25 protein-coding genes and 1 pseudogene are annotated in these 25,721 nt (G+C 62.0%); 12 read left to right on the top strand and 14 right to left on the bottom strand.

The window, feature by feature from the left end; translation table 11 throughout:
- Positions 1-44: 44 nt before the first annotated feature.
- The 4 genes and pseudogenes from FJ548_RS22635 to FJ548_RS22620 form a co-directional block, all read right to left on the bottom strand.
- Positions 45-500: a hypothetical protein gene (locus FJ548_RS22635; protein WP_140610822.1), complete on the bottom strand. Its 456-nt coding sequence runs from the start codon at positions 498-500 to the stop codon at positions 45-47.
- A gap of 154 nt (positions 501-654) precedes the next feature.
- Positions 655-1,509, bottom strand: coding sequence for a 23S rRNA (adenine(2030)-N(6))-methyltransferase RlmJ (locus FJ548_RS22630; RefSeq protein WP_140610823.1), 855 nt, complete (start codon positions 1,507-1,509; stop codon positions 655-657).
- A pseudogene (locus FJ548_RS30860) lies at positions 1,506-1,705 on the bottom strand (hypothetical protein); the annotation flags it as partial. The gene FJ548_RS22630 and the pseudogene FJ548_RS30860, both read right to left, overlap by 4 nt.
- A 20-nt stretch (positions 1,706-1,725) precedes the next feature.
- A complete protein-coding gene (locus tag FJ548_RS22620; protein ID WP_246671540.1) occupies positions 1,726-2,352 on the bottom strand; it encodes a TetR/AcrR family transcriptional regulator in 627 nt (208 codons plus the stop codon).
- A 135-nt stretch (positions 2,353-2,487) separates the two neighbouring features.
- Here FJ548_RS22620 and FJ548_RS22615 point away from each other — a divergent pair, with 135 nt between their 5' ends.
- Positions 2,488-2,958: a carboxymuconolactone decarboxylase family protein gene (locus tag FJ548_RS22615; RefSeq protein ID WP_140610825.1), complete on the top strand. Its 471-nt coding sequence runs from the start codon at positions 2,488-2,490 to the stop codon at positions 2,956-2,958.
- 61 nt (positions 2,959-3,019) lie between these two features.
- Here the strand turns inward: FJ548_RS22615 and FJ548_RS22610 are convergent, their stop codons facing one another.
- Both FJ548_RS22610 and FJ548_RS22605 read right to left on the bottom strand, forming a co-directional pair.
- Positions 3,020-3,469: a DNA polymerase III subunit chi gene (locus tag FJ548_RS22610; RefSeq protein ID WP_140610826.1), complete on the bottom strand. Its 450-nt coding sequence runs from the start codon at positions 3,467-3,469 to the stop codon at positions 3,020-3,022.
- Positions 3,470-3,478: 9 nt separating this feature from the next.
- Positions 3,479-4,990: a leucyl aminopeptidase gene (locus FJ548_RS22605; RefSeq protein ID WP_140779030.1), complete on the bottom strand. Its 1,512-nt coding sequence runs from the start codon at positions 4,988-4,990 to the stop codon at positions 3,479-3,481.
- A gap of 364 nt (positions 4,991-5,354) precedes the next feature.
- Between FJ548_RS22605 and lptF the strand changes: the two genes are divergently transcribed.
- The 6 genes from lptF (at position 5,355) to rsmA (ending at position 12,975) form a co-directional block, all read left to right on the top strand.
- Complete coding sequence (lptF, locus tag FJ548_RS22600; RefSeq protein WP_140610827.1) at positions 5,355-6,557, top strand: LPS export ABC transporter permease LptF; 1,203 nt, start codon at positions 5,355-5,357, stop codon at positions 6,555-6,557.
- Positions 6,554-7,639 (top strand): LPS export ABC transporter permease LptG, encoded by a 1,086-nt coding sequence (gene lptG / locus FJ548_RS22595; RefSeq protein ID WP_181165658.1) that lies wholly within the window; start codon positions 6,554-6,556, stop codon positions 7,637-7,639. Before lptF ends, lptG begins: the two co-directional genes overlap by 4 nt.
- Positions 7,639-10,059: an LPS-assembly protein LptD gene (locus FJ548_RS22590; RefSeq protein ID WP_181168875.1), complete on the top strand. Its 2,421-nt coding sequence runs from the start codon at positions 7,639-7,641 to the stop codon at positions 10,057-10,059. Before lptG ends, FJ548_RS22590 begins: the two co-directional genes overlap by 1 nt.
- 88 nt (positions 10,060-10,147) lie before the next feature.
- Positions 10,148-11,080, top strand: coding sequence for a peptidylprolyl isomerase (locus FJ548_RS22585; RefSeq protein ID WP_181165656.1), 933 nt, complete (start codon positions 10,148-10,150; stop codon positions 11,078-11,080).
- A gap of 13 nt (positions 11,081-11,093) precedes the next feature.
- Positions 11,094-12,110 (top strand): 4-hydroxythreonine-4-phosphate dehydrogenase PdxA, encoded by a 1,017-nt coding sequence (pdxA, locus tag FJ548_RS22580; protein ID WP_181168877.1) that lies wholly within the window; start codon positions 11,094-11,096, stop codon positions 12,108-12,110.
- Positions 12,111-12,135: 25 nt separating this feature from the next.
- Positions 12,136-12,975 (top strand): 16S rRNA (adenine(1518)-N(6)/adenine(1519)-N(6))-dimethyltransferase RsmA, encoded by an 840-nt coding sequence (rsmA, locus tag FJ548_RS22575; RefSeq protein ID WP_140779013.1) that lies wholly within the window; start codon positions 12,136-12,138, stop codon positions 12,973-12,975.
- A gap of 37 nt (positions 12,976-13,012) precedes the next feature.
- Here the strand turns inward: rsmA and gmk are convergent, their stop codons facing one another.
- From gmk to mltG, 3 genes are all read right to left on the bottom strand, one after another.
- A complete protein-coding gene (gmk, locus tag FJ548_RS22570) occupies positions 13,013-13,669 on the bottom strand; it encodes a guanylate kinase (RefSeq protein WP_140696411.1) in 657 nt (218 codons plus the stop codon).
- Positions 13,670-13,690: 21 nt separating this feature from the next.
- On the bottom strand, positions 13,691-14,581 hold the full coding sequence (locus tag FJ548_RS22565) for a YicC/YloC family endoribonuclease (protein ID WP_140779012.1): 891 nt from the start codon (positions 14,579-14,581) through the stop codon (positions 13,691-13,693).
- Positions 14,582-14,738: 157 nt separating this feature from the next.
- Positions 14,739-15,845, bottom strand: a complete 1,107-nt coding sequence (gene mltG, locus FJ548_RS22560; protein WP_246678742.1) for an endolytic transglycosylase MltG — start codon at positions 15,843-15,845, stop codon at positions 14,739-14,741.
- Here mltG and FJ548_RS30550 point away from each other — a divergent pair.
- Positions 15,832-16,116, top strand: a complete 285-nt coding sequence (locus FJ548_RS30550) for a hypothetical protein (protein ID WP_226890587.1) — start codon at positions 15,832-15,834, stop codon at positions 16,114-16,116. The genes mltG and FJ548_RS30550 overlap by 14 nt on opposite strands.
- Here FJ548_RS30550 and fabF read toward each other — a convergent pair.
- The 4 genes from fabF to fabD form a co-directional block, all read right to left on the bottom strand.
- Positions 16,104-17,366, bottom strand: coding sequence for a beta-ketoacyl-ACP synthase II (fabF, locus tag FJ548_RS22555; RefSeq protein ID WP_140610836.1), 1,263 nt, complete (start codon positions 17,364-17,366; stop codon positions 16,104-16,106). The genes FJ548_RS30550 and fabF overlap by 13 nt on opposite strands.
- A 34-nt stretch (positions 17,367-17,400) precedes the next feature.
- A complete protein-coding gene (locus FJ548_RS22550) occupies positions 17,401-17,637 on the bottom strand; it encodes an acyl carrier protein (RefSeq protein WP_006203723.1) in 237 nt (78 codons plus the stop codon).
- A 242-nt stretch (positions 17,638-17,879) separates the two neighbouring features.
- Complete coding sequence (fabG, locus tag FJ548_RS22545; RefSeq protein ID WP_140779010.1) at positions 17,880-18,617, bottom strand: 3-oxoacyl-[acyl-carrier-protein] reductase; 738 nt, start codon at positions 18,615-18,617, stop codon at positions 17,880-17,882.
- 57 nt (positions 18,618-18,674) lie between these two features.
- Positions 18,675-19,622 carry an ACP S-malonyltransferase gene (fabD, locus tag FJ548_RS22540; protein WP_140779009.1) on the bottom strand — a complete coding sequence of 316 codons (948 nt, stop codon included), beginning with the start codon at positions 19,620-19,622 and terminating at the stop codon, positions 18,675-18,677.
- Between the two features lie 278 nt (positions 19,623-19,900).
- Here fabD and FJ548_RS22535 point away from each other — a divergent pair, with 278 nt between their 5' ends.
- The gene (locus FJ548_RS22535) at positions 19,901-21,829 is read left to right on the top strand and encodes an LTA synthase family protein (RefSeq protein ID WP_246678741.1); all 1,929 of its coding nucleotides are present in this window, start codon (positions 19,901-19,903) and stop codon (positions 21,827-21,829) included.
- 34 nt (positions 21,830-21,863) lie between these two features.
- On the opposite strand, the gene FJ548_RS22530 is transcribed toward FJ548_RS22535, so the two are convergent.
- On the bottom strand, positions 21,864-23,816 hold the full coding sequence (locus tag FJ548_RS22530) for a pilus assembly protein (RefSeq protein WP_246678740.1): 1,953 nt from the start codon (positions 23,814-23,816) through the stop codon (positions 21,864-21,866).
- A 220-nt stretch (positions 23,817-24,036) separates the two neighbouring features.
- On the opposite strand from FJ548_RS22530, the gene rpsF reads away from it, so the two are divergent.
- From rpsF to rplI, 3 genes are all read left to right on the top strand, one after another.
- Positions 24,037-24,537: a 30S ribosomal protein S6 gene (gene rpsF, locus FJ548_RS22525; protein ID WP_140610839.1), complete on the top strand. Its 501-nt coding sequence runs from the start codon at positions 24,037-24,039 to the stop codon at positions 24,535-24,537.
- Positions 24,537-24,785, top strand: a complete 249-nt coding sequence (gene rpsR / locus FJ548_RS22520; RefSeq protein ID WP_006203718.1) for a 30S ribosomal protein S18 — start codon at positions 24,537-24,539, stop codon at positions 24,783-24,785. Before rpsF ends, rpsR begins: the two co-directional genes overlap by 1 nt.
- Positions 24,786-25,011: 226 nt before the next feature.
- Positions 25,012-25,596, top strand: coding sequence for a 50S ribosomal protein L9 (gene rplI, locus FJ548_RS22515; RefSeq protein ID WP_140779008.1), 585 nt, complete (start codon positions 25,012-25,014; stop codon positions 25,594-25,596).
- Positions 25,597-25,721 lie beyond the last annotated feature (125 nt).

Below are 25,721 nucleotides of genomic sequence, written 5' to 3'. Positions count from 1 at the left end.
CCTTCAGGTCGCAGGCGCGAAAATCATCCGAGGAAGAGACGCGTTCAGCGCAGAACGCGGCAGCGGCCGTTGTAGACCATCCAGCGGTCAAAGCCCGAGACGCAGAATTCGACGTTGTCGCCGATCGAGGCAAAGCCCTGGCCTTCCTCGATCAGATAGAAGATCGACCGGTCACGGCCGTCCGACAGACTGACGGTTGCCCGGCAATAGTGACGGCCGATCGGCCATTGCTCGCTCGCCAGCTGATATCGGTGCTGGTGAATGTTGTGAAAATCGGTGATCGCGACGTCGGGCAGATGCGGCACGTGATGCACCTGGTAGGCGAAGCGATGGGTGATCTTGTTCAGCACCCATGACTCACCACAGATGCTGCCGTCGTCCTCGGAATAGATGCCTATGACATCGGCGGCGTGAACGGCCTGCGTTACGCCGAGAGGCGCGGTAAAGGGGGTGCAGAGCGAAATCAGGGCAGCAAGTGCGGATTTGGCGAAGCGAGTCATGGCAGCCTCTCAAGGTCGATTGCGCGCACTGTGCGGATTCGCTTGGCGGCGGTCAAGCGGTTGCCGAAACAATGGTTTCCAGAAATCGGCGCTTGCAATTGCCAACAATAGCGAAGTTCACCAGGACAACGCACCGCAAAACGGCCGTTCCAAATCAAGCCTGCTCGCCGACCAGCCATTCCAGCGACCAGTGCGCCGGCTTTTCCACGGCGAGCAATCTGTGCAATGCCGGCAGCACGGTTCGCAATTCGCCTTCCAGCGTGAAGGGCGGATTGACCACTACCATGCCGCTGCCGTCGAGGCTGGGTTCCGACGAAGCCGGCCTGATCTCGAATTCTATGTCGAGGATTTTCGGGATGCCGGATTGCTTCAGCGCTTTCCTGAAGGCGATGATCGCCTTGCGGTCCTTGATCGGATACCACAGCGCATAGATGCCGCCAGGCCAGCGCCTGTGCGCCTTGACCAGCCCGTCGACGAGGCGGCCGAACTCGCCCTCTTCTTCGAAGGGCGGATCGACGAGCACCAGCCCGCGTTTCTCCTTTGGCGGCAGATGCGCGCCCAGCGTCAGCCAGCCATCGAGTTCCATCACCCGGGTCTGGAAATCGTCGGCGAATTCCGCCTTCAGCTTCACCGCGTCTTTCGGGTGCAGCTCGATCGCCGACAATCGATCCTGCTTGCGCAGGAGATTGCGTGCGAGCAGCGGCGAACCCGGATACTTCTTCACACCGCCCTCGGGATTGAGCGACCGCACCGTGCCGAGATAAGGCGCCAACAGCGCCGCCACCTTGGCATCGAACGAGGCGTCGATCAGCCGGCCGATGCCGCCCTGCCACTCGCCTGTCTTTTGCGCTTCGGGTGATGACAGGTCGTAGCGGCCGATGCCGGCATGGGTGTCGATGACGCGAAACGCCTTGTCCTTCTGCTTCAGATATTCGAGCAGACGCGTCAGCACGACATGCTTGACGACGTCAGCGAAATTGCCGGCGTGATAGGCGTGGCGGTAGTTCATGAAGCTCCCCTGCCCCAGCGCGGCGGCGGTTGCGAGTTTGGACTTTTCGGCCGGCCGCCACCGAAATGCAAGGACAGGAAACCGATCAAGCCAACCGCCATCAGGGATAAGCCGATCGGCCGCGCGCGGCTTCGGCTTCGCCCGCCCCGGAGCGCAAGACAAGATCGACCGCCCGCATCGGTATATCGTCGGCATCGCATTCAGACAGTCACTTGGTCAGATCTCGCCGGACAACCGGCTTGCCTTGGCGCCGTCGCGCAAGCGTTCCATTTCATCCAGCAGCATATCGAGCCCAAGCTCGAACGTCTTGTCGAACTCCGCCTTGCCAAAGTAACGGCCGGCAGCGGCGACATTGGGAAAATTACGCCCAAGCTCCTCGTTGCTGACGGGGGTGGCGGCCGATGGGCCCTTGGCGTACCCGGCTGTTTCGTCGAGCACCGCGCCGGTCAGATAATAGCCAACCGCGCGGAACAGCCTCGCAGTCGCCTCCTGGTCGAAGCCGCCGTCCTTGAACAGCCCGATGATGCCGTCCAGATAGGCAAGGCAAATGGGCGAATTCATGCGGTAGGTCAGGAAATACGTCGCGAAGGCCGGATGCTCGCGACCGATCCGGCGATAATCCAATATGGCCATGCGCATCCGTTGACGCCATGGCAAGCCGGGATCCGGCATCTCCAGCGGGCCGACCAGCCTGTCGACCATCGCCTCGAACAGATGCGTCATGGACGGAAAGTGGTGGTAGATGCTCATCGCCTCGCAGCCGAGCACCGCCGCCAGTTTGCGCGTCGAAAAGCCGGCGAAACCCTCCCGCTCGATCACCTCGAAGGCGGCGTCCTCGATCATCTCGCGGGACAGCCGACCGCGGGTTCGCTTTTTTTTGATCTCTGAGTCCATGGCGTCGCTTGACAGCTTACACTGTAAGGTTCATCTTCCGCGCACCTTACATCGTAAGGCTAGAAAAGACCAGAGGAGAAAACCATGTCGAACCGTCGCATCGCCGAATCCGTGCAATCTTCCATCCGCCGTGCGTTCCTTTTCACCACCGCAGCCTGCGTCCTGTCGCTCGGAGCAGCGCCGGCCCATGCCGATGAATATGATGCAACCATCAAGGACATCCAGTCGACCATGGGCGGTGTGCCAAGCTTTGTGAAACAGTTTCCCAAAGCCGGTCTGCCCGGTGCCTGGGCCGAGGTCAAGGCCATCGAACTTAGCGACAAGACGGCACTGCCGCCAAAGGTCAAGTCGCTGATTTCGCTGGCGGTGGCGGCGCAAATTCCGTGTAACTATTGCATCTGGTCGGACACGCAGGATGCCAAGCGCGCCGGCGCCACCGATGAGGAAATCCAGGAAGCCGTGGCGATGGCGGCGCTGACCCGCCACTGGAGCACCATCTTCAATGGCATGCAGATCGATTTCGACACATTCAAGAAGGAAATGGCTGGGCAGTAAGTCCACCGGCGACATGCAGAGGCCGGCCATCGGCGGGCCTCTGCATCATCACGTGACCTGCCTAGGCCTTGCGCTCCCAGCGGCGATCGGGCGTCTGCTGCCAGTAGGTCACGGCATGGCCGGCGTCCTTCATCGCCTTCCAGTGCCCCCGGGCCGCCTCGACCTGGGCGGCATCATGGCCGTCGAACAGGAACACGGCGCGCTCGTAGCCGCCGAGATCCGGCGGCGTGGCCCCGTCGACCAAGAAACGTATCTGCGCCGCGTTCGGGTTGGCTTCGCCGGTGGTCAACAGGATCGGCTGCTCAGCGGGATAGACTTCGCGGTCGCTGGCATGGGCGAGGAAGGAATCATCGCGAAATGTCCACAGATGCTGGTCTAGCGCGTCGCGCCGTTCCTCGGTGCCGGTCTGCACCACGGCGCGCCAGCCACGATCGATGCTGCGCTCCAGCAGACCAGGCAGCGCATCCTCCAGTGTCGATTCGGTCAGATGATAGAACAGCACCTCGGCCATGGATCGAGGTCAGCTCTCGTAATGGTCACGCACCAGCCGATCGAGCAGCCGCACGCCGAAGCCTGACCCCCAGGACTGGTTGATCTCGTTTGATGGCGAGCCCATCGCCGTGCCGGCGATGTCGAGATGCGCCCAGGCCGTGTCCTTGACGAAGCGCTGCAGGAACTGCGCGGCGATGATGGCACCGCCGTAGCGGCCGCCGATATTCTTCATGTCGGCGTTCTTGGAATCGATCAGCTTGTCGTATTCGGCGCCGAGCGGCATGCGCCACAGGCGCTCCTGCGTCGACTGTCCCGCTGCCACCAGCCTCTCCGACAGTTCGTCATTGTTGGAGAACAGGCCGGCATAATTCTGACCGAGCGCGACCATGATGGCACCGGTCAGCGTCGCCAGATTGACCATGAACTTCGGCTGGAAGCGGTCGTTGCAGTACCAGAGCGCATCGGCCAGCACGAGGCGCCCTTCGGCGTCGGTGTTGAGCACCTCGATGGTCTGTCCCGACATCGAGGTGACGATGTCGCCAGGACGCTGCGCGTGGCCGTCGACGGCATTTTCCACCAGCCCGATAATGCCGACGACATTGGCCTTTGCCTTGCGCGCGGCCAAGGCATGCATCAGCCCTGTTACGGCCGCGGCACCACCCATGTCGCCCTTCATGTCCTCCATGCCCGACGCCGGTTTCATCGAATTGCCGCCGGTGTCGAAGGTGACGCCCTTGCCGACGAAGGCGACGGGGTTGTCCTTGGGTTTGCCGCCGTTCCACTGCATGACGGCCATTCGGGCGCCGCGGGGGGAGCCCTGCGCGACACCGAGCAGCGAGCCCATGCCGAGCTTCTTCATCTCCTTCTCGGTCAGGATCTCGACCTTGACGCCGATCGCCTCGAGTTCCTTGGCGCGGGCGGCGAACTCGACGGGCCCCAGCACGTTGGCCGGTTCGTTGACAAGGTCGCGCGCCAGAAGCACGCCATCCATCACGGCCTCGGCATCCGTGAATGCCTTCCTGGCGCCCGCCGGGTCGGCGGTGTGGATTGTGACCTTGATCGGCTTCTTCGGATCGGACTTTGCGTCGTCCTTGTCCTTTCTGGTCTTGTACTTGTCGAAGGAATAGCTGCGCAGGAGAATACCCGCCCCGAGGGCGGCGGCGTCCTTGCCATTGGGCGAGGCCCCGACGAGGTCCAGCACCACCGCCACATCGGTTGCCTTGCGCAGCGACGCCGCAATGGTGCCGCCGAGCTTCAACCATGCATATTCGTCGAGCCCCGACGTCTTGCCGGCGCCGATCGCGACTAGCCTGTCGAGCGATGTTCCTTCCGGCGCCAGCATTTCGACGACGCCGGCGAACTTCCCGTTAAACTCGGCGACCGGGAAAGCGCGTTCCAGCGTCTTGCCGGGATCGTAAGCCTTGGCCGCATCACTCAGGCCACCGTCATCCGCCGACAGCACGAAGACCGTGCCCTTCCTGTTCGCCGACGCCTGAGGCGCGGCGAATTTTGCAAAGGCGATCGACGGTCTCTGGTTCATCATGTCCTGCTTTCGGGGATTGCGTGAAATTGCGCGAAGCGGTTTGAAGCGATCCGCGACATTTGGTCGTTTTCCGGCATTTGGCAAGACTTTGCCAAAATGGCTACCCATATGACACACGGAATCGATGGCGATTCGTCGCGGCACGGCGCCGCTTTTAGCCGCAACTTGTTGTTAACCATCGATGTTCGCCCTTTCTTATCCATTGCCGCCGACACTCCGGTCCACTGCGGCCCGCGACGTGGGTCGGGAACCGGATCGCCTGCCTGATGTGGCCCAATGGAGCCAGTTGTGCGGGCGTCGCCGGACAGCTACCCTTAGCGTGGTGGCATGATGCCGTTCGAGAAAATCGAGTAAAGCCTTCATGAAGGTCATTGAACGCTACATCATGCGCCGCGCTTTCGTGGTCTTCCTGGCGGCGCTGGTCTGGACGCTGGCCATCGTGTGGACGACGCAGGTGCTGGCCAAAATCGATCTGGTCACCGACAGCGGCCAGTCGTCACTGACCTTCTTCGAGGTCGCGGCCCTCATCCTTCCCTCGATCATCCCGATCGTCGTGCCTTTCGCGCTGGTGGTGGCGGTCGCCCAGACACTCAGCGTCATGAATTCGGATTCCGAGCTCGCCGTCGTCAACGCCGCGGGCGCCTCACGCTGGACGATCGTGCGGCCAATCATGCTTCTCGCCCTTGCGGCCAGCGTTTTTTCCTTTGCGGTCGACAATGGCATAGACCCCTATGCGCGGCAGAAAAATCGCGCCCTGGTGGCGGAGTCGCGCGCGGACCTGTTGTCGCTGATCATACAGGAAGGCACATTCCGAAAGATCGAGGACGGGCTGTTCCTGCAGATCGGCGAGCGGCTTCCCAACAATCGCCTGGGCGGAATCTTCGTCGCCGATTCGCGTGAGGAAGGTGTCAATCTCGTCTATTACGCCAAGACCGGCAGCATCGTCGAACGCGGCGGCGAAAAGGTGCTGATGATGAATGACGGCGTCATCCACCGCAAAACGCTAACCGGCGACCTGTCGGTTATCCGATTCACCTCCTATGCCTTCGACATGTCGGCCTTCATGTCGGCGGCCGGCCAGGTGACGCTCCTGCCGAAGGACCAGACCACCCAGTACCTGCTCAATCCAAGCCCAAACGACAAGAATTTTCAACAAATCCCCAACGAATACCGTGCCGAAATCAACCAGCGGTTTTCGGAATGGACCTATTCGATGGTCTTTGCCCTGATCGCGCTCGCGGTCGCGGGGGACGCGCGCTCGCATCGCGAGGCGCGCGTCAATCCGTTGATCACGGCCATCGCGATATCCCTGTTCGTACGCTGGCTTGGCTTCTTTGCCGCCAGCAAGGCCGACGAGATTCCGCAATATGCCTATATGGTCTATGGCGTGCCCATCGTGGCTTCCGCCGTGGCGATCTGGTTCATCGTGTCCAACCGGACCATGGAACTGCCGGTGGCCTGGGCCGATTGGATGACGAACCTGGCCAGCCGTCTCGGTGATGGCTGGAACGCCCTCAAATTGCGTTGGTCCAGGCGCGACACTTCAGGTCAAGGGGTCGGCTGATGGGCTGGACGCTTGGCCGTTATTTCTTCTTCCGCTACGTGGCGATCACGATCTGGTTCTTCATCGGCCTGCTGGCGCTGGTGTTCCTGATTGACTTCACCGAGCTGTCCGGTCGCACCACCGGTCTGCCCGGCTTCACCTATGGGACGGCGATGGCCATTTCGGGCCTTCGGATGCCGATGATCATGCTGCAGACGGTACCGTTTGTCGGCCTGTTCTCGGCCATGGCGACGCTGGTTTCGCTCAACCGGCGCTACGAGCTGGTCATCGCGCGGTCCGCCGGCGTTTCCGCCTGGCAGTTTCTTTTGCCATGCTGCATCGGGGCTTTACTGTTCGGCTTCGTGTCGGTGGGGCTCATCAACCCGCTGGCCGCGCATGCCTTCTCCTGGTCCGAGCAGATCGAGACCCAGCTGCGCTCCGGCAAATCAAATACGGTTTCGGCCGATGCCGCCCCCTGGATCCGCCAGAAAACCAGTTCCGGTGACACCATCATCGGCGCGCGGGCCATCCTCAACCAAGGCCTGGAGATGGCCGACGCCGTCTTTTTCATCCTCGACCCGCAAGGCAATATCGTCGAGCGCAAGGACGCCGCGCGTGCTTACCTGCGCGACGGCTATTGGGATTTGCAGGATGTGAAGACCTTCAGGAACGGCACCATCCAGCCCACGGCGAGCGATCGTGTGCCGACCAATCTGAAACCAGAATTCGTACAGGAACGGCTGGCGCGCCCGGAAACCATTCCCTTCTACGACCTACCCGGAAAAATCGAGGTTGCCCGTTCCTTCGGCCTCAAGGCAAATGCCTTTGCCATGCAGTTTGATTCGCTGGTGGCGTTGCCGTTCCTCCTCGTCGCCATGACGCTGATTGCGGCAACAGTTTCAATGAGATTTGCGAGGATGGGGCAATCGGCGACGATGATTCTGGGTGGCGTCGTTGCCGGGTTTCTGCTTTATGTCGTTTCGGTGCTGGTGAAGGCATTCGGCGTGGCGGGGTTCGTGCCGACTGCGATAGCCGCCTGGGTGCCGGTTGTAGTAGCTATGTTCTTCGGGGTGACTTTCCTGCTATACAAGGAAGACGGCTAGTGAGGGAGGCGTTTTTGCCCAGCAACAGGCAGGCCAATTTGGCGCGCCTCTATGCGGCGAGCGCCTTGGCGTGCCTGCTTGCCTGCGGCGTGCCGTTGCCTTCGTTCGCGCAAGATGTCGGTAACATGGCGACCAAGGTTCCGTCCGGCTCGCAGATGCTGCTGGCGGCCGACACGCTGGAGTACAACAACGACAACCAGACCGTGACCGCTATCGGCGGCGTGCAGATCGACTATGGCGGCAACCGCCTCGTCGCCCAGAAGGTGGTCTACAACCGCAACACCAAGCGGATGGTTGCCAGCGGTAATGTTGAAATCGTCAACAGCGACGGCACCAAGATCAATTCACAGCATATCGACATTACTGACGATTTCGCCGACGGTTTCGTCAACGCGCTTCGCGTTGAAACCGTCGACAAGGCCTATTTCGCCGCCGAGAGCGCCGAGCGCATGGGTGGCGTGCTGACCACCTTCCACAATGGCGTCTACACCGCCTGCGAACCGTGCGAGGACAAGCCCGACAAGGCGCCGACCTGGCGCGTGAAGGCCAGGAAGATCATCTGGAACGGCGAGAAGAAGACGGTTCGCTTCGAGAACGCGAATTTCGAATTCTTCGGCTTTCCGCTCGCCTACCTGCCGGCGTTCGAGATCGCCGACCCGACGGTGAAGCGCAAGAGCGGCTTCCTGATCCCGAGCGTCAACTACAACAGCCACCTGGGGTATAGCGTCAAGATCCCCTATTATTTCGCCCTTTCGCCGACTTATGACCTGACGGTGACGGGAAGCGGCTACACCAAGCAGGGCTTCCTTGGAGAGGCCGAGTGGCGGCAGCGCTTCAACAATGGCGAATACAGTTTGAAGATCGCCGGCATTCAGCAGCGGAATCCCGACGCCTTCATCGACAGCGCCGGCCGCAATGTCAGTTCGGGTGCAGCTGGCGATCCGAACAAGTTTCGCGGCATGATGGGCACGCAGGGGCAATTCGCGATCAACGAGCGCTGGGATTTCGGCTGGGATGTGCTGCTGCAGACCGACAAGAACTTCGCCAGCACCTACAATATCGGCAAATACAACGCCGCCGTTCACCAGTCGTCGGTTTACCTGACGGGCCTCAATGGCCGCAACTATTTCGACGTGCGCGCCATGCATTTCGACGTCCAGGAAAATACTCTAAACAGCAATCCCGCTGCGCGCAGCGGCCAGCAGCCTTGGGTGCTGCCGTCGCTCGACTATGCCTACATTCCCGATGTTTCGGTCGCGGGTGGCCAGCTGTCGCTCAATGTCAATACGCGGATTATCCGTCGCGACGATCTCGATGAGGCATTCAATGTACCATACAACTCCGCTACGCCTGTACAGCGTGTGCGCGGCATCGAAGGCGAATCCGGCCGTCTGACCGCCGAGACCGAGTGGAAGCGGTCATTCGTCACTGACGGGGGACTGGTGCTGACGCCGTTGCTGGCGCTGCAGGGCGACGTCGATTATCTCAACGCCTCATCGGGTTCGCTCGACGCGATCAATCACATGGCGACGAATTTGGGCGAGCAGGACGATATGCGCTCGTCCTTTGCCCGCTTTATGGCAACCGCCGGCCTCGAAATGCGCTGGCCGGTGCTGTTTTCCATGGCCGGCGGATCCAGCCATGTCTTCGAGCCGATGGCGCAGGTCTTCATGCGGCCGAACGAACAATATGTCGGCGGCCTCTCCGTCCCGAACGAAGACGCCCAGAGCATGGTGTTCGACGCGACCACCCTGTTCGAACGCGACAAGTTCTCTGGTTACGACCGTGTGGAAGGCGGTTCGCGCGCCAATGTCGGCCTGCGCTATTCCGGCTCCTATATCAATGGCTGGGGCACCAACGCGATTTTCGGCCAATCCTATCAGCTTGGCGGCGAGAATTCCTTCGCAGCGCCTGATCTGGTCAATGTCGGCGCCTATTCAGGCCTTCAGAACACCACGTCCGACTATGTCGGCCTCTTTGGCATCAACAGCCCGAACGGCTTCGCGGCCTCGGTCAGCGGCCGCTTCGACGAACAGTCCTTCGAGATTCGCCGCGCCGAGTTCAAGGCTGCCTATTCGGGCCTGCCGGTGTCATTGAGCGCCAAATATGCCTTCATCCAGGCCCAGCCGCTCTATGGCTTCACCACCGACCGTCACGAGGTCACACTCGGAGCGTCGACACATCTCGCCCAGAACTGGCGTGTGTTCGGCACGGGAACCTACGACCTGCAGGAAGGCCTGCTGGTCAAGGACGGGGTCGGTTTCGCCTACAACGATTCCTGCTTCACCTACCTGATGACGTACTCGCAGTCGCGCGACCTCAACACCAGGGAGGTGACGCAGAGCATCGGCTTCAATCTGTCGTTCCGCACCCTCGGCGATTTCGGCTCGTCGACCAACGCAGTCAACACCATCCAGTAGTCGGCGACATCGTTTTGCCGCATAGGGCTGGCACGGATTCGCGCACCCGGAAGAGGACGAAATTGGGCGGGACCGGGATAGAATTGGGATGCTAACGATGAGGAAATACCTCTTTTCAGCAGGGTTCGCGCTGCTTGTGGCGGCGACATCCGTGTCAATGACCGTCATGACGCCGCCGGCTTTCGCCAGCGAGATCAAATACGTCGTCAACGACATACCAGTCACTAGCGGCGATATCGCGCATCGTGCCGCGTTCCTGAAGCTGCAGCACAAGAAGGGCGACGCCGCCCAGGAAATGATCGACCAGACGCTGCGCTTGGCCGAGGCCAGGCGGCTTGGTATCCGCATCAGCGATGCCCAGGTGCAGGCTGCCTATCAGCGCTTCGCCACCAACAACAAGATGCAGATCAGCCAGCTTGACGGTGTCATGGAAAAGTCCGGTGTCGGCAAGGACCATTTCAAGGAATTCATCCGCGCCCAGATGGCTTGGAGCCAGGCCTTGAGCGCGCGTTACCGTTCCGGCGAAGGCGGCAGCGTGACCGAGCAAGATGCGGTCAGGCGCATGCTCGACAAGGGCGGAGCCAAACCAAGCGCCACCGAGTACATGCTGCAGCAGGTCATCTTCGTCGTGCCGCCCGCCGAACGCAGCGCAACGCTGGCCAAGCGCAAGCGCGAGGCCGACGCCATGCGTGCCCGCTTCAATGGCTGCAACACGACGCGCGAGTTTGCCAAGGGCCTGATCGACGTCACCGTTCGCGACCTGGGCCGGGTGCTGGCACCGCAGCTGCCGGCCGACTGGGCCGAGCAGATCAAGGCGACGAAGGTCGGCGGCGCCACCACCACGCGAGAGACCGAACGCGGCGTCGAGTTCATTGGCATTTGCTCCTCGCGCGAAGTGTCCGACGACAAGGCTGCCCAGATGGTGTTCCAGAGCGAAGGCTCCAACGACAAGGCCGCCGAGGATCTCAGCAAGAAGTATGTCGACGAGCTGAAGGCGAAAGCCCGCATCGTCAAGCGCTGACGTGAGCAGCGCGATGACCGCGCTGGCGTTGAGCGTCGGCGATCCATCCGGCATCGGCCCTGAAATCGCCGTCGCGGCCTTCCTGGCGCGCGAGGCTGTTGCCTTGCCGGCCTTTTATCTGCTGGCCGATCCGGCGCTGATCGCCTCGCGGGCAAGTCACCTCGGCGTGTCGGTGCCGATCGTCGAGACAACTCCCGCGCAAGCGGCGCAGATCTTCGCCCATGCCTTGCCGATCGTTCCACTGACGGCCCACTTTATCGACAGCCCCGGCCTGCCGGATCCCGCCAACGCAGCCGGCACCATCGAGGCTATCGACCGCGCTGTCGCTGCCTGCCTTGCCGGCGAGGCCGCGGCTGTGGTCACCTGCCCTATCGCCAAGAAGCCGCTCTACGATGCCGGGTTCCGCTTCCCCGGCCACACCGAATATCTGGCCTATCTGGCGGTCGGGCACAGCGGCGTCGAGGTGATGCCGGTGATGATGCTGGCTGGCCCCGACCTGCGCACGGTTCCTGTCACCATACACATCGCTCTGGCCGAGGTGCCGAAGGTTTTGACCAGCGAGTTGATCGTCGCGACCGCGCGCATCACCGCCGCTGACCTCGCCAGCCGCTTCGGCATCGCCAAGCCGAGGCTCGCCATTGCCGGCCTCAACCCGCATGCGGGTGAAGGCGGCTCCATGGGGTTGGAGGATGAGCGTATCGTGCGCCCGGCGGTCGATATCCTGCGCGCCGAAGGCATCGATGCTTTCGGCCCCCTGCCGGCGGACACGCTGTTCCATATCCGGGCGCGAGCAGGTTACGACGCGGCGCTGTGCATGTATCACGATCAGGCATTGATCCCCGCCAAGGCGCTGGCCTTCGACGAGGCGGTCAACGTGACGCTCGGCCTGCCTTTCATCCGCACATCGCCCGACCACGGCACCGCCTTCGACATCGCCGGCAAGGGCATTGCACGGCCCTACAGCCTGATTGCGGCGCTGAAGCTTGCCAGAAGACTCGCCGACACCGACAAAGAGGCTGCGGCCGTATGAGCGCTCCAGCTTCGGATCTTCGGGCATGAGCATCGACGGGCTGCCGCCCCTGCGCGACGTTATCGAGCGCCACGGGCTGCAGGCAAAAAAGGCGTTCGGCCAGAACTTCCTGCTCGACCTCAACTTGACCGGCAAGATCGCGCGCAGCGCCGGCGATCTGACAAATGCCACGGTGATCGAAGTTGGGCCGGGACCTGGAGGACTGACAAGAGCGCTGCTTTCCAACGGCGCCCGCAGGGTCGTCGCCATCGAGCGCGACGAACGCTGCCTGGCCGCCCTTGCGGAAGTCTCCGCCCATTATCCCGGCCGGCTGGAGGTGATCTCCGGCGACGCGTTGAAGACTGACTTCGCCGCGCTTGCTTCCGCGACCGACGGACATGGCGGCCCGGTGCGGATCGTGGCAAACCTGCCCTACAATATCGGCACGGAACTGCTGATCCGATGGTTGACGGTCCCGGACTGGCCGCCCTTCTACGCCTCGATGACGCTGATGTTCCAGCGCGAGGTGGCCCAGCGCATCGTCGCCGCGCCTGGCAGCGATGCCTATGGCAGGCTTGGCGTGCTGGCCGGCTGGCGCACGCAGGCCAGGATCGCTTTCGACGTGCCGCCCCAGGCATTCACGCCGCCACCCAAGGTCACCTCTTCGGTGGTGCATCTGGGGCCACGCGCGACACCCCTGCCCGCCGATGTGAAAAAACTTGGCCGCGTCACCGAAGCCGCCTTCGGCCAACGCCGCAAGATGCTGCGGCAGAGCGTGAAAAGCCTCGGCGGCGAGGCCCTGCTGAAACGCGCCGGCATCGATCCGACCCGACGCGCCGAAACACTCAGCGTGGAGGAATTCGTGCGGCTGACCAATGCTGCGTAGCTTCCCTCTGCCCGTTACGGGGAGAAGGAGGAGGCGTTCACGCCGTCTTCTCGTCCAGCAGGCCGGAGACGAAATCGAACAGACCGGGCCGGCGGTCCCGCCGCAGCCGCTCGGCGACAACGATGCCGCGCACTTCGGCGAAGGCACGGTCGAGATCGTCATTGACGATGACGAAATCATATTCCTTCCAGTGCTCGATCTCCGTACGGGCGTTCTTCAGCCGTGTCTCGATCACCGCTTCCTGGTCCTCGGCGCGGCGTTTCAGCCGCGACTTCAACTCCTTCATCGATGGCGGCAGGATGAAGATCGAGACGATATCGGCGCGCATCTTTTCCTTGAGTTGCTGGGCGCCTTGCCAGTCGATGTCGAACAGCATGTCGCGTCCCTGCGCCAGCGCCAGTTCGGCCGGCTCACGCGGCGTCGCATAGCAATTGCCGTGCACTTCGGCCCATTCGAGCAGCGCGTCGGAATCGCGCAGCCGCTCGAACTCGCGCATCGTCCGGAAATGGTAATGAACGCCCTCGATCTCGCTGCCGCGGCGCGGCCTTGTGGTGACCGAGACCGACAGTTCGAGGCTGGAATCGCTTTCCAGAAGATTGCGCGCGATTGTCGACTTGCCGGCACCTGACGGCGACGACAGGACGAGCATCAGCCCCCGGCGGCGAATGCGGGACCCCAAATCCCTGGGAACCATCGGTTCCTTGGCAACCATCGGCTACTCCAGATTCTGGACCTGTTCACGAAACTGGTCGACCACGGCCTTCAGTTCCAGCCCGATCGCGGTGACGGCGGCGGCGTTCGACTTCGAGCACAGCGTATTCGATTCACGGTTAAATTCCTGTGCCAGAAAATCGAGCTTGCGACCGACCGCGCCGCCTCCCGTGAGCAGCGCTCGGCCAGACGCGACATGCGTTTTCAACCGGTCGATCTCTTCGCGAATATCGGCCTTGGTGGCGAGGAATGCCGCCTCCATGTGCAGCCGGCTGGCGTCCAGATTGGCGGACGCGTCCATCAACAGCCTGACCTGTTCGCCGATGCGTTCGCGGATCGCCGCCGGATCGCGCGACGGGTCCGCTTCCGCGCGCAGCGTCAATATCTCGATGACGTCGATATGGCCGGACAGTAGCAGAGCCAGTGCAGCGCCCTCACCGTGCCGTGCCTGTTCCAGGCCCTTCAGCGCCACGTCGAGCGCAGCCATGATGGCGGTGTCAAGCGCGGTGCGCGCCTCTTCAGTCTCGACGGTTTCAGGAATGTCGAGCACGCCACGGAGCGACAGCAACCCGTCGGCGGTCGCGGGGGCAACGCCGAACTGCTCCTGCAATCGCTTGGCAAGACCCGCAAGGTCTTTCAGAAACGCTTCGTTGACGACGGGTTGTGCCTGCGCGCCGGCAGCGCGGCCGATGGTCAGCGTCGCCTGGAAATTGCCGCGGGCGAAACGCTTCTGCAGTGTTTGCCTGACCGCCGGCTCCAGCCGTTCGAAACCTTGCGGCAGCCGCAGCCGCACCTCGACGCTCTTGCCGTTGACGGACTTGACCTCCCAAGCGATGGAGGTGCCGTCATGCTCGGCGACGGCGCGGGCAAATCCGGTCATGCTCTGCAAATTCATGTCGCCTGCATATCCTTGGCGCATCACCCCGAAACCGGTTTTCCGGACAAGGGCAAGTGCTGCGTAAAAACGATCACGCCCGCGTGCATCGAAATCCGACGCTTGGCGTTCCTTCAAATGTCAGGCCGTCGCCTTGCGGGCAACGCCTTTCTTCCTCTTACTGGGCAGCGCCCGCATCGCCGCCGGCGTCGCCATTGTCGCCACCGCTGGTGTCGCTTCCGCTGCCGTCGGCAGGCTTGTCCGCATTGTTGCCGCTGGTACCAGCGGCCGAGGCGGCCTTGGCCGCCTCATCGGCCTGCTTCTTCTGCAACGCGCGATAGCGGGCAACGTTCTCATTGTGCTCATCAAGCGTCGCGGCAAAAACGTGACCGCCTGTGCCGTCGGCGACGAAATAGAGATCGTCGGTCTTGGATGGATTGGCAACGGCCTCAAGTGCCGCACGGCCCGGATTGGCGATCGGTGTCGGCGGCAGGCCGCTGATCGCATAAGTATTGTAGGGCGTCAGCTTCTGGATGTCGGACTGGTAGATCGGGCGGTCGGCGGGCTTTCCCTTGCCGCCAAACAGACCATAGATGATGGTCGGATCGGATTGCAGGCGCATCCCCTTGGCCAGCCGGTTCAGGAAGACGGCAGCAACGCGCGAACGCTCGTCACCCCTGCCGGTTTCCTTCTCGACGATCGAGGCCAGGGTGACGAATTCCTGGACATTGGCCAGCGGCAGGTCCGGCGCACGCCGCTGCCATACCTCATCGACCAGTTTCTTCTGATCGGCCAGCAGCTTGTCGATCATCTGCTGGCGCGTCGCGCCACGCGTGAAGCGCAGCGTGTCGGTGGCAAGGCTGCCCTCCGGCGGCATGGCCGCGGGCATGACGCCGCTCAAGGCGGGTTCGTCGGCGATGCGCTCCAGTGCCTGCTCGACGGTCAGCCCCTCCGGAATGGTCAGCGAATACATCACCGACTTGCCGCTCTTCAGCAACTCCATGATGTCGCGCATGGATGCCCGGGGCTTGATCGCATATTCGCCGGCCTTGAGTGCGGAATCATTGCCAAAGGCGCGCACACCAAGACGGAATACGCGGGCGTCAGTGATCAGGCCGCGGCGCTCAAGCTGGTCGGCGATGTCCTGGACGCCCGTGTTCGGCTTGACGAGGAAGGTGTCGCCATTGGCCGAGGGGCCGGGCTCGGTGAATTCCTGTTTGCCGAAATAGAGCGCCGCGCCTGCCGCCAGAACCGTCAGGATCACCAAAGAGATGACGAAGTTCATGAACACGACGACCTGGCTGCGCGAAGCACGCGAGCGCTTCGGCGGCGGCGTTCCAGCTTCCGGTCGCAAGGCCTCGCTGGCCGTCTTCGGTACGATCGGCCCGGTGTTAGCGGGCCGCTGCCCCGATTCTCCGTTGCCCGCCGGATTTGTGTTCATTTCGCCCTACCGTTTGATCTCTCAACGAATCCCCTGCGGCAGAGTAGAGGCGAATATGGCAAAATTGACGGCACGCCAAAGCGGCGTCCGGCAGCCGGACGATCAGCCATTGTAGCGCTGGAACACGAGCGAAGCGTTTGTGCCGCCGAAGCCGAAGGAGTTGGACAATGCTACGTCGATCTGGCGGGAGCGAGGCTTGTTGGGCACCAGGTCGATCGCCGTTTCGCGCTCAGGGTTGTCGAGATTGATGGTCGCCGGCGCGATATTGTCCCTGATAGCGAGGATCGAAAATATCGCCTCAGCGGCACCCGCCGCCCCTAGGAGATGGCCGATCGACGACTTGGTCGACGACATCGAAATCTTTGAGGCGGCATTACCGGCCAGCCGCTCGACAGCGCCGAGTTCGATCGTGTCGGCCATGGTCGAAGTGCCATGCGCGTTGATGTAGTCGACATCGGCGGGCGTAAGCTTGGCCCTGTTCAACGCCGCGGCCATGCACCGGAAAGCGCCGTCGCCGTCCTCGGCCGGTGCGGTGATATGATAGGCATCGCCAGTGAGACCGTAGCCGGTCACCTCAGCGTAAATCTTGGCGCCGCGGGCCTTGGCGTGCTCGAGATCTTCCAGCACGACAACACCGGCACCCTCGCCCATGACGAAGCCGTCGCGGTCACGATCGTACGGGCGCGACGCCGTCTGCGGGGCATCATTGCGCTCGGTCGACAGTGCCCGGCATGCGGCGAAGCCGGCGATCGACAGCCGCGTCACCGGCGCTTCGGCGCCGCCCGCGACCATGATGTCGGCATCGCCCCACATGATCAGCCGGGCCGCATCGCCAATGGCGTGCGCGCCGGTCGAACAGGCCGTGACGACGGAATGGTTCGGGCCCTTCAGCCCGTGCCGGATCGAAACCTGGCCGGAGACGAGATTGATGATCTGACCCGGGATGAAGAACGGGCTGATGCGGCGCGGACCGCGCTCCTTCAGGATTATCGCATTCTCGGCGATACCCTCGATGCCGCCGATGCCCGAGCCGATCAGGACGCCGGTGGCGCACTGTTCGGCATGGGTTTTCGGTTGCCAGCCGGAATCCTTCAGCGCCTCGTCGGCGGCGGCAATCCCGTACAGGATGAAGTCGCCGATCTTGCGCAGTTCCTTCGGCTCGAGCACGGCCTCGGGATTGAAGGTGGCATTGCTGCCGTCACCACGCGGAATGACGTGAGCGATCTTGCAGGCAAGATCTTCCACCTCGAACTCGGTGATGCGCCTGGCGGCGCTGCGGCCGGTCAGAAGTTCCTTCCAGCTGTGCTCGAAGCCCATGCCAAAAGGCGACAACAATCCAAGGCCCGTGACGACGACACGCCTCATCGCAGGTCCTCCCCGGTGATGACTGCAGAATGCGTCAGGCCGAAGCCTTGTCGATATACTTGACAGCGTCGCCAACGGTCAGAATGGTCTCGGCTGCGTCGTCGGGAATCTCGACGCCGAATTCTTCTTCGAACGCCATGACGAGTTCAACCGTGTCGAGGCTGTCAGCGCCCAGATCATCGATGAAGCTCGCCTGCTCCGTCACTTTGTCGGCATCGACGCCAAGGTGCTCGATGACGATCTTCTTGACGCGCTCTGCGGTGTCACTCATTTGGGCATCCTCGTCTTTTGTTTGTCTGTCTTCGTTAGCGGGCAGAATGCCGCTAATCAAGTTGAAAGATGGTCCTGCCGGAAACGCAACGGCTACGGACCGGTTTTTGCCCGAACCGCCGGGTTGCGGGCCGCATTACACGAAAAATGGCCAAGGTCCAAGCCGAAATGGTCTGTTTTCACAGCGTGCTGGCCTTGCCTGTCATTGCCCCAAAACCGCTGCGCGCTTCTGGATGGCATTCGTCAGATCATCGCCATGCCGCCATTCACGTGAATGGTCTGGCCGGTGACGTAAGCGGCTTCATTGGAAGCGAGATAGGCGACAGCGGAGGCCACTTCGGCGCTGGTGCCCATACGGCGCGTCGGGATCGCCGCCATGATCGCTTCCTTCTGCTTGTCGTTGAGCTTGTCGGTCATCGCCGATTCGATGAAGCCCGGAGCGACGCAGTTGACGGTGATGTTGCGGGTGGCGATCTCCTGCGCCAGTGATTTGGAGAAGCCGATCATGCCGGCCTTGGAGGCACAGTAATTGGTCTGGCCGGGATTGCCGGTGACGCCGACGACAGAAGTGATGTTGATGATGCGGCCGTGGCGGCGGCGCATCATCGGGTGGGTGAGTTCGCGGGTAAGCCTGAACACGGCCGTCAGGTTGACTTCGAGCACCGTGTCCCAGTCGGCGTCCGACATGCGCACGAACAGCCCATCCTTGGTGATACCGGCATTGTTGACCAGGATATCGACGCCTTCGAGGTCGGCTTCCGCTTTCTGGCCAAGCGCCTTGACCTCGTCACGGTTGGACAGGTTGGCCGGAAACAGCTTGACCCGGTCACCCAGTTCGGCGGCCAGCGCCTCCAGCCTCTCGACGCGCGTGCCGTGCAGGCCGACGATGGCGCCTTGTGTATGAAGCACCCTGGCGATCGCCTCGCCGATCCCCCCCGAAGCACCGGTGACGAGCGCCTTGCGGCCGGTCAATTCGAACATTTTTGTCTCCAGGTTGAGAAGAGCACAACCCCTATAGGGATGGGATCAAATGGCGCTTTATGCAAGCGCGGCCAATGCCGCCTCGACTTCAGCCGCCGAACCGACCGATGCGGTGGCGATGTCGCGGTTGATACGCCGCGCCAGGCCCGAAAGCACCTTGCCTGCACCAATCTCGTAGAGCGTGGCGACGCCGTTGGCGCCAAGCCAATCCACCGTCTCGCGCCAGCGAACGCGGCCGGTCACCTGCTCGACGAGGCGCCGCGCGATCTCGTCCGGATCGCTCGACGGTGTCACCGACACATTGGAGACGACAGGAACCAAAGGTGCATTCTTCGTCACGCCGGCCAGCGCGTCTCGCATGATCTCTGCCGCCGGCGCCATCAGCGCCGAATGGAAGGGAGCCGAGACCTGCAGCATCAGCGCCCGCTTGGCGCCCTTTTCGGTGCACAGTTTCGCCGCCAGTTCGACCGCCGCCTTGGCACCGGAAATCACCAACTGGCCGCCGCCATTGTCATTGGCGATCTGGCAGACCTTGCCGGCCCCTTGCACGGCCTCGGTGCAGGCGGCTTCGACATCGGCCTGCTCCAGCCCAATGATCGCCGCCATGGCGCCCTCACCGGCTGGCACTGACGCCTGCATGGCATTGCCGCGGATGCGCAGCAGCCGGGCGGCATCGGCGACGGAAACGAAGCCGGCGGCGGCAAGCGCCGAATATTCGCCCAGCGAATGGCCGGCGACATAGGCGACCTTGTCTTTCAACGAGAAACCGCGCGATTCCAGTGCCCTGATCGCAGCCAGCGATACCGCCATCAAAGCCGGCTGCGCGTTGGCCGTCAGCGTCAAGGTCTCTTCCGGACCTTCCCAGATCAGCTTCGACAGGTTTTCGCCAAGCGCGTCATCGACCTCCTGGAAGATCCTGCGCGCCTCGGGAAAGGCATCAGCGATATCCTTGCCCATGCCGACAGCCTGGCTGCCTTGTCCCGGAAAGGTGAATGCAACGGCCATGCGAGGGCTCCCGAAGACTTGTTCTGCTTGCCTGATAACACGAATTTTCCTTGCCTGTGACGCAAGGCAGCCGGTCAAGTCAAGCCCGCTTCGAACAAGCCTCAGGTCGGAACCTTCTGCCGAGTGCCTGTTCCAAAAGGACTTTTGGCGATCACTCCTGATGAAAACTGCTCACGATTCGTTTGCTGGCTCTTCTTATTTCCGATACAGGCGCTAGCTTGGCGTGACAGTTTCATGACAATCGAGTGACGCGTTTGTCGCTGGGTGGGGAAGTTAAGGTGGCCAAGAATTCGAAACGCGCCGGCGAGGCCGCGCCGCAGTTCCTGGAAGACGATCCGTCCACCGGTTATTTGCCGGGTCGGAGATGGCCGGTCGTCCGTTACGGATTGGTCAGCCTGCTGATCTCCGCCGTCCTGGTGTTCGCCATCGAACTGATCGTGCGTGGCGATGTTGCCGGCACTGTTTCCTTCTTTCTTCAACCGCTCAAGCCGGGTTGGACGACCATCGTCGTGTTCGCCCTGATCCTGATCGGCCTCGACGCCTTGCTCGGCCGCAGTCACCAGAGCCTGATGATTGTCGCGCCGTTGACCCTGGGGCTGGCCTTTGTCGGCCATCAGAAATCGCACTATCTTGGCGATCCGCTCTATCCGACGGATTTCCTCTACGCTCGCCAGATTTTCGCCCTGCTGCCGCTGCTGGTGCGCGAACGGCCGATGACCGCGCTGGCCATGGTCGTGGGCATCGTCGTCGGACTGTCGCTGCTCGTCCACGGCTGGCGGCTGTGGCACCGCAAGGTTCCGGTCCTCAGCCGCAAAGGCCGCCTTGCACGGCTGACGCTGGCAGTGCCTCTGCTCGCCTTCTTCGTCTCGATCATGGACTACGCCACCTTCTCGTGGACCCGGGACCGGCTGCAGATCATCCCGATCATGTGGGACCAGAAGGAAAACTATGCCTCCAACGGCTTTGCGCTCGCCTTCGCGCTCAACGTGCCGATGGCCCATGTCTCGGCACCCTCAGGCTATTCCGACAAGGCAATCGCGGCGATCGACCGGCCGCGGACAACAGCATCGGTGCCCGATGACAAGCCCGACATCATCGTCGTCATGAGCGAATCCTTCTGGGATCCAACCAAGCTGCCTGGCGTCGCCATCACGCCGGATCCCATTCCCACAGTGCGGCGACTGCGTTCGGGTTCGATGTTCTCGCCTGAATTCGGCGGCATGACCGCCAACATCGAATTCGAGGCGCTGACCGGCTTTTCCAATGCTTTCCTGCCGGCCGGCAGCATCCCCTACCAGCAATATGTGCGCACGCCGACGCCTTCGATGGCGACCTTCCTGAAGAGTGAAGGTTACAGGGCGCGTGCCATCCATCCAGGCACCAACTGGTTCTGGAACCGTGGCGCGGTGTATGCCGATTTCGGTTTCAACGATTTCAAGTCGGAAGAGACATTGCCGCCCATGGAAAAGCGCGGACCGCTGGCATCGGATGCGGCAATGACGGATGAGATCATTCGCGAAGCCGACGCCAGCGACGATCCGGTGTTCTTCTTCGCCGTCAGCCTGCAGAACCACGGCCCCTATGAGCCGAACCGCTATAACAACCCGACCCACTCGGTACAGGCGCCGATCAGCCAGTGGGCGCGCGATTCGCTGCTGAGCTATGCGGAGGGTTCGGCCGATGCGGACCGCGGCCTTGACCGACTGATCGAATGGGCCAAGAAGCGCGAGCGGCCAACGATCATCGCCTTTTTCGGCGACCATCTGCCGCCGTTGGGGCCGGTCTATGTCGAGACCGGGTTCCTCAAGGACAACGTCGCGCCACGCAAGGAGCCGACGCCGGAAGCGGCCCTTGAACATCACGAGACACCGCTGGTCGTCTGGTCGAACCGCTCCGGTCCAATCAAGGACCTCGGCACGGTGAGCCCGGCATTCCTGCCCTATCATATCCTGACGGCCGCGGGCATCACCCATCCCTACTACACCGGTTTCCTGGGCGAGATGCGGGAGCGCTACCGCGTGGTCGACCGCAACCTGCTGCTGACACCGACTGGCCAAGCCACGCCCGATTGGTCGCGTCAGAAGGAGATCGACCCGGCGATCCGCGATTTCCAGTTGATCCAGTACGATATGATGTTCGGCAAGCGCCACGCAGCGCCGGACTTCTTCCCCGAGACGGTCAACAAGGTCGTCGCCCATACGAGCTGAGCCGGCGCCATCGTTCAGCAGCGAGATCGAGCGTTCAATTGGTCAGTTGCAGCTTCGAGAACTTGCTGGCGATCTGCTCGAATACGTTTGGCAGTTTGTTCGGATCATTGACTGCGTAGTAGTCGCTAGGATCCGAGGCACAGGCACTGTAAAGCGTGCGGTTGGCCGCGGTGTCGGACTGCAGCACCATGGTGTAGATCTCTGCGCCCTGATTTTTCAACTGCGTGCAGACGCTCTTGGTCCATCCGTCCACATTGCGCGCGGCGGTCGTCTGATTGTCCGATCCAAGCCGACCGGCAGCGCCATAGCCTGAACCCGCGAGATAACCATAGGAGGTATAGTCCGACTTGGTCGTCTCTTTGCTGGCGCCATAGACCACGTTCTCACCGTCAGTGAGCAGCATGACGATTTTGCTTACCCCAGGCGTCTTCCACGGCGTTCCCTCAGTGTATGGCGCCGACGGCGACAACACCCGCTGGCCCCAAGCGAGGCCCTCGGCAACATTGGTGCCCGACCCGGCCCAGGCAAGCATCTTGGCGGCCTCCTTGCGGAGCTTCGTAAAATCTTCCGTCAACGGAACGACCGGCGAGGGACAGGACCGGTTTGGCCCCACCGTCAATTGCAAGGCATTCGGATCGGTGGTGGCAGCGGTGGCGATGGCGGTGTTCTGCGGTGCGACATACTTGGCGATTGTTTCGAGATCCTTCTTCGACGCGCTGGCGTCGCTTCCAAGCAAGCCGCTCAGATCTATTCCAAGAATGTTCAATCCCCCATTCTGAGCAAGCTTGGTCTGGTCGGGGACGTCGTCGACAAAAGAGTTGTTGTAGTAATTGGCGTCGTTTGAATAGCTGCCGGAAGGCTTCGTGCCGTTCCCTGGACTGTCCGGCGCGAAGTACGGCACGAACAGAGTGTCGGGGTAAGACGGGTCAGGCGACGTATCGGAAATGTTAAAGGAGCCGGGCCGCGCCTCGACGCAGCCTTTCCAACCCGTGTCGATCCCTTTGTCATCCTTCCATCCGGTCAACCTGGCGGCCGAGGCCGGGTCTTTCATCAATTGTCTGAACAGCGCCATATGATTGGGACGCTTGCCATTGATGACGGGAAAATTGATCCCATTGGTGGATGATTTGCCGTCCATGTCGATCCAGGATGGGTCGAAGCCGTCGCCATTGACATTGACGGCCGTGACGAACGGAACCAGTGCCGCGCGGACCTTGCGTGTTGGTGATTGTGCCGTTTCCAGATATCTGAGCAGATTGTCCGTCGCTGTCTTCAGGGCAGCAATTTTGGCGCCGGCCATCGAGCCGGTATTGTCCAGCACCAGCACAACCTCGAGCTGGTTGTTCGATTCGACGGCCGAGGCATCGACCACGATGTGCTTGTTCCGGCCAAACAGGAAAGCGAAGTTCAGATTGACGTCCGCCGAGGCGACAGCCTTTGTCTTGATGAAATTGACGCCTCTGTCGACGGTCAGCGTCGCCTGTGCGTTGGTGAGTTCGCCATGTCCGGCAATATTGGCCTGGAAGTAACGGTCGAAGGCGTCGGTCCGGGTAATGTCCAGATCGCCCAGATGCGAGGACGCAAGATTTGCCGCGTCGAGCGCATTCTGCAGGTTGCTTTTGGCCCGCATGATGGTGGACACGTCGACCGCGAAGGCCACGGCTGACAAGATGGCCGGCAGGCCCAGGGCGAGCAATAGCGTGAAATTGCCGCTCGTGGAGCGCCAGAACCTGTTGAGAAGCATTCTTACCCCCGGAAATGCTTGCCGCTTGTTATGCGGGTTGTCCGAGTTTTTGCCCCTTCCATGATGAACCGACCGTTGACGGCGAGGCTCAACCCTGCACAACCTGACATTGTGGTTAAGGGCTGGTTGCCGTAAAACCGCCGGGCCGTACCGGCGCCGCGGCTTGATTTTCCAGCGCCCTGCGACATTGGGGACGCCGCTTGCCCTTGCTTTGTCAGTGGATTGCTGTATAGACGCCGCCAATCTGCCGGTCCCAGCTGGGGGCTGAACGGAGGGCCGGAGGTTTTATCAAAAGCCTTCGTGTGAAGCCAGAAGCGCTTCCGCCTCCCGTGTCTCCGCTCTCGACCGTCTCGTCATGCTCCTTTCTTCCCCGCGCCTTGTTGGGCTCCACGGGTCAGAGAAGTTGCAGAGGCTTTTGCCGCCGGGAACCGGGAGAGAAACGAAGAAAGGCACGAAAGACATAATGGCTCTTTACGAACATGTGTTTCTTGCCCGGCAAGACCTCTCGCAGCAGCAGGTCGATGCGCTTGTCGAACAGTACAAGGGCGTCATCGCAGCGAATGGCGGGTCTGTCGGCCGGGTCGAGAACTGGGGACTGAAGTCCCTCACCTACCGGGTCAACAAGAACCGGAAGGCCTACTACACACTCATGGATTTGAACTGCCCGCCAGCCGCGCTCAACGAGATGGAGCGCCAGATGGGTCTGTCCGAGGACGTCTTGCGTTTCCTGACCATCAAGGTCGAGGCGCATGAGGAAGGTCCCTCGGCCATGATGCAGAAGCGCGAAGAGCGCTCCGAGCGCGGCAGCTTCGGCGACCGCGACCGTGGCGATCGTGGCCCACGTTCGTTCGGCGACCGCGATCGCGGCGACCGTGGCGATCGTCCGCCGCGCAGCTTCGGTGATGCCGGTGGCGAGCGTGGTCCGCGCCGTCCGCGCGAAGGCTTTGAAGGGGGTGCAGAATAATGGTCGACATCAATCAGATCCCGACCCGGCGCCCGTTCCATCGTCGCCGCAAGACCTGCCCGTTCTCCGGTGCCAACGCGCCCAAGATCGACTACAAGGACGTGCGTCTCCTGCAGCGCTACATCTCCGAGCGCGGCAAGATCGTGCCGTCGCGCATCACCGCCGTCAGCCAGAAGAAGCAGCGCGAGCTCGCCAAGGCGATCAAGCGCGCCCGTTTCCTTGGCCTGCTGCCCTACGTGGTCCGTTAAATACGATCCAAGCGGGCGGTTTTACCGCCCGCTTTTCCTGCCGATCGCGACGGGCGCGACCGGTTCCGAACCAAAAATCCCGAGTTGGATTTCGAAAGATATCCTAACTGCCTGAACAGGCAGGACAGCGACACCGGCGCCACGTCGTGCCCAGAGCTTCCTGACCTGTTCCACAGACATTCGGCGTCGATCCCGGGGATTGGCGTCCAACCAAAGGAACAAAACCATGGAAGTCATTCTTCTCGAACGCGTTTCCCGCCTCGGCCAGATGGGCGATACCGTCAAGGTCAAGGACGGCTTTGCCCGTAATTTCCTGTTGTCGCAGGGCAAGGCGCTGCGCGCCAACGAAGCCAACAAGAAGAAGTTCGAAGGCCAGCGCGCCCAGCTCGAAGCCCGCAATCTCGAGCGCAAGTCGGAAGCCAGCCAGATTGCTGAAAAGCTCGACGGCAAGAGCTTCATCGCGGTCCGTTCGGCCGGCGAGACCGGTCAGCTCTACGGTTCGGTGTCGACGCGCGACATCGCCGATCTGCTGACGGCGGAAGGCTTCACGGTCAACCGCAACCAGATCCAACTCAACCAGCCGATCAAGACAATCGGTCTCACCAATGTGGCGATCGCGCTGCATCCGGAAGTCGAAGTCACGATCACGCTCAACATCGCCCGCACGGCCGACGAGGCCGAGCGCCAGGCCAAGGGCGAGACGCTGACCACCGCCGAAGCCATCTATGGCGACGACATCAACGACAATGCGCGACCGGAAAACTTCTTCGATCCGAACGCCGAGTTCGAAGGCGGCGAAGACAACGCCTGACGGGACAGTCTGGGCGCCGGACCGGCACTCAGACCACCCTGCCGCTTTCCAGTCAATTCTGGACTAATGCCCGGGCCTCTCGCCCGGGCATTTTTGTGCCAAAAGGAACTTTTCGAAACCCTACA

The organism is Mesorhizobium sp. B2-4-17, assembly GCF_006441275.1.
Classification (GTDB): Bacteria; Pseudomonadota; Alphaproteobacteria; order Rhizobiales; family Rhizobiaceae; genus Mesorhizobium.
The sequence above is the reverse complement of the archived record's forward strand: the minus strand, read 5'-3'. Positions and strand labels throughout refer to the sequence as shown.